At 38.9% G+C, this 4,444-nt stretch carries 1 protein-coding gene; it reads left to right on the top strand.

The window, feature by feature from the left end; all coding sequences use genetic code 11:
• Positions 1 to 4,444, top strand: a 4,444-nt coding sequence (locus ACF91D_RS29485; RefSeq protein ID WP_392438279.1) for a GA-like domain-containing protein, incomplete at both ends; no start/stop codon positions are given.

Below are 4,444 nucleotides of genomic sequence, written 5' to 3'. Positions count from 1 at the left end.
ACCAAAAGTAAATGATAGAGATAGTAATGGCGTGTTAGACACAGACCAACTGTCTGAGGCGGAACAAGCAATTGAAGCAGTGGAAGAAGCTAAGCAAGTTGCAGACGATAAGTTAGCGGAAATCACAGCGGATGGTTTAGTAAACCCAGAGGAGAAAGCTAAGTTAGATCAACTCATCGATGCATTAGAAACAGCTAAGGCAGATGCTTCGACGAAATTGAGCAGTGTACCAAATGGTACAACAGGCAAAGACGGATTACAAACACGTCTAGACCAAATTGATCCAGTGACAGCGCCTGAAGTAAATGACCAAGATGGTAATGGTGTTCTAGATACTAAACAATTATCTGAGGCGGAACAAGCAATTGTAGGAGTGGAACAAGCTAAACAAGCTGTCGATAATAAGTTAGCAGAAATCATATCGGATGGATTAGTAAATCCAAATGAAAAAACTGAGTTAGAAAAATTAATCGAAACATTAGAAACAGCGAAAGTAGATGCTTCGACGAAATTGAATAGCGTACCAAACGGTACAACAGGTAAAGATGGGTTACAAACACGCTTAGATCAAATTGGTACAGTAACTTTACCAAAAGTAAATGACCAAGATAGTAATGGAGTCTTGGACACTGAACAATTATCAGAGGCAGAACAAGCAATTACGGCAGTAGAAGAAGCTAAAAAAGCAGCAGCTAACAAGTTGTCTGAGATTACGTCTGATAACTTAGTAAATCCAGAAGAAAAAGCCGAATTAGAACAACTCATCGAAGCATTAGAAACAGCTAAAGTAGAAGCTTCGACGAAATTAAACAATGTACCAGACGGTACAACAGGTAAAGATGGATTACAAACACGCTTAAAACAAATTGGTTCAGTGACTTTACCAGAAGTAAATGATCAAGATGGTAATGGTGTACTAGATACCGAGCAGTTATCTGAGGCGGAACAAGCAATTGAAGCAGTGGAAAAAGCTAAGAAAGCTGCAGACAATAAGTTAGCGGAAATCACATCGGATGGATTAGTAAATCCAAATGAGAAAGCCGAATTAGATAAATTAATCGAAACGTTAGAAACAGCTAAAGTAGAAGCTTCGACGAAATTAAACAATGTACCAGACGGTACACCAGGAAAAGATGGGTTACAAACACGTTTAGACCAAATTGATCCAGTGACAGCGCCTGAGGTAAATGACCAAGATGGTAATGGTGTTCTAGATACTAAACAATTATCTGAGGCGGAACAAGCAATTGAAGCAGTAGAACAAGCTAAACAAGCAGCAGATGACAAGTTAACTGAAATCACATCGGACGGATTAATTAATCCAGAAGAGAAATTCGAATTAGATCAACTCATCGAAACGTTAGAAACATCGAAAGCAGAAGCTTCAGCGAAATTGAACAGTGTACCAAACGGTACAACAGGTAAAGACGCATTACAAACACGCTTAAACCAAATTGGTTCAGTAACAGCGCCTGAGGTAAATGACCAAGATAGCAATGGTGTGTTAGACACAGACCAACTGTCTGAGGCGGAACAAGCAATTGTAGGAGTGGAAGAAGCTAAGAAAGCCGTCGATAATAAGTTAGCAGAAATCACATCTGATGGATTAGTAAATTCAAACGAAAAAGCCGAGTTAGATCAACTAATTGAAGAGTTAGAAACAGCGAAAGCAGATGCTTTAACGAAATTAAATAATGTACCAAACGGTACAACAGGTAAAGACGGATTACAAACACGTCTAGATCAAATTGGCTCAGTGACAGCGCCAGAAGTAAATGATAGAGATAGTAATGGAGTCTTGGACACTGAACAATTATCAGAGGCAGCACAAGCAATTACGGCAGTAGAAGAAGCTAAAAAAGCAGCAGCTAACAAGTTGTCTGAGATTACGTCTGATAACTTAGTAAATCCAAGTGAGAAAGCTGAGTTAGATAAACTCATCGAAGCATTAGAAACAGCGAAAGCAGATGCTTTAACGAAATTAAATAATGTACCAGATGGTACAACAGGTAAAGACGGATTACAAACACGTCTAGATCAAATTGATTCAGTGACAGCGCCAGAAGTAAATGATCAAGATGGCAATAGTGTACTAGATACAGAGCAGTTATCAGAGGCAGAAGAAGCAATTACGGCAGTAGAAGAAGCTAAAAAAGCTGTCAATAATAAGTTAGCAGAAGTCACAGCCGATAATTTGGTTAACCCAAGCGAAAAAGCCGAGTTAGATAAACTTATCGAAGCTTTAGAAACAGCAAAAGCAGAAGCTTCAGCGAAATTAAACAATGTACCAAACGGTACGACAGGTAAGGATGAGTTACAAACACGTTTAGATCAAATTAGTTCAGTAACTTTACCAGAAGTGAATGATCGAGATAGTAACGGTGTTTTAGACACTGAACAATTATCTGAGACAGCACAAGCAATTGAAGCAGTAGAAAAAGCGAAGAAAGCCATAGATAATAAGTTAGCAGAAATCACATCGGATGGATTAGTAAATCCAAATGAGAAAGCCGAATTAGATAAATTAAGCGAAACGTTAGAAACGGCTAAAGTAGAAGCTTCGACGAAATTAAACAATGTACCAGACGGTACAACAGGAAAAGATGGGTTACAAACACGTCTAGACCAAATTGGTTCAGTAACAGCGCCTGAGGTCAATGACCAGGATGGTAATGGCGTGTTAGACACTGAACAATTATCTGAGGCAGCACAAGCAATTATGGCAGTAGAAGAAGCTAAAAAAGCAGCAGCTAACAAGTTGTCTGAGATCACAGCGGATGGATTAGTAAATCCAAGTGAAAAAGCTGAGTTAGAGAAATTAATTGAAGCATTAGAAACAGCTAAGGCAGATGCTTCGACGAAATTGAGTAGTGTACCAAACGCTACAACAGGTAAAGATGGATTACAAACACTTTTAGATCAAATTGACTCAGTGACAATCCCAGAAGTAAATGACCAAGATAGTAATGGTGTTTTAGACACTGAACAATTATCAGAGGCAGAACAAGCAATTGTGGCAGTGGAAGAAGCTAAGAAAGCCGTCGATAATAAGTTAACAGAAATCACAGCGGATGGATTAGTAAATCCAAGTGAAAAAGCTGAGTTAGATCAACTTATCGAAGTGTTAGAAACAGCGAAAGCAGAAGTTTCAGCGAAATTAAACAATGTACCAAACGGTACGACAGGCAAAGATACACTACAAAGTCTCTTAGACCAAATTGGTTCAGTAACAGTGCCCGAGGTCAATGACCAGGATGGTAATGGCGTGTTAGACACAGACCAACTGTCTGAGGCAGCACAAGCAATTATGGCAGTAGAAGAAGCTAAAAAAGCAGCAGCTAACAAGTTGTCTGAGATTACGTCTGATAACTTAGTAAATCCAAGTGAAAAAGCTGAGTTAGAGAAATTAATTGAAGTGTTAGAAACAGCGAAAGCAGAAGCTTCAGCGAAATTGAACAGTGTACCAAACGGTACGACAGGCAAAGATGAGTTACAAACACGTCTAGACCAAATTGATTCAGTGACAGCGCCAGAAGTAAATGATCAAGATGGCAATAGTGTACTAGATACAGAGCAGTTATCAGAGGCAGAAGAAGCAATTACGGCAGTAGAAGAAGCTAAAAAAGCTGTCAATAATAAGTTAGCAGAAGTCACAGCCGATAATTTGGTTAACCCAAGCGAAAAAGCCGAGTTAGATAAACTTATCGAAGCTTTAGAAACAGCAAAAGCAGAAGCTTCAGCGAAATTAAACAATGTACCAAACGGTACGACAGGTAAGGATGAGTTACAAACACGTTTAGATCAAATTAGTTCAGTAACTTTACCAGAAGTGAATGATCGAGATAGTAACGGTGTTTTAGACACTGAACAATTATCTGAGACAGCACAAGCAATTGAAGCAGTAGAAAAAGCGAAGAAAGCCATAGATAATAAGTTAGCAGAAATCACATCGGATGGATTAGTAAATCCAAATGAGAAAGCCGAATTAGATAAATTAAGCGAAACGTTAGAAACGGCTAAAGTAGAAGCTTCGACGAAATTAAACAATGTACCAGACGGTACAACAGGAAAAGATGGGTTACAAACACGTCTAGACCAAATTGGTTCAGTAACAGCGCCTGAGGTAAATGACCAAGATAGCAATGGTGTGTTAGACACAGACCAACTGTCTGAGGCGGAACAAGCAATTGTAGGAGTGGAAGAAGCTAAGAAAGCCGTGGATAATAAGTTATCTGAAGTTACATCTGATGGATTAGTAAATCCAAGTGAAAAAGCTGAGTTAGATCAACTCATCGAAGCATTAGAAACAGCGAAAGAAGATGCTTTAACGAAATTAAATAATGTACCAGATGGTAAAACAGGTAAAGACGGATTACAAACACGTCTAGATCAAATTGATTCAGTGACAGCGCCAGAAGTGAATGATCAAGACGGCAATGGTGTA

It is taken from the genome of Staphylococcus sp. 231237_7MaSpsaltlick, from assembly GCF_043107035.1.
This window is presented reverse-complemented; position numbering and strand designations above follow the sequence as displayed.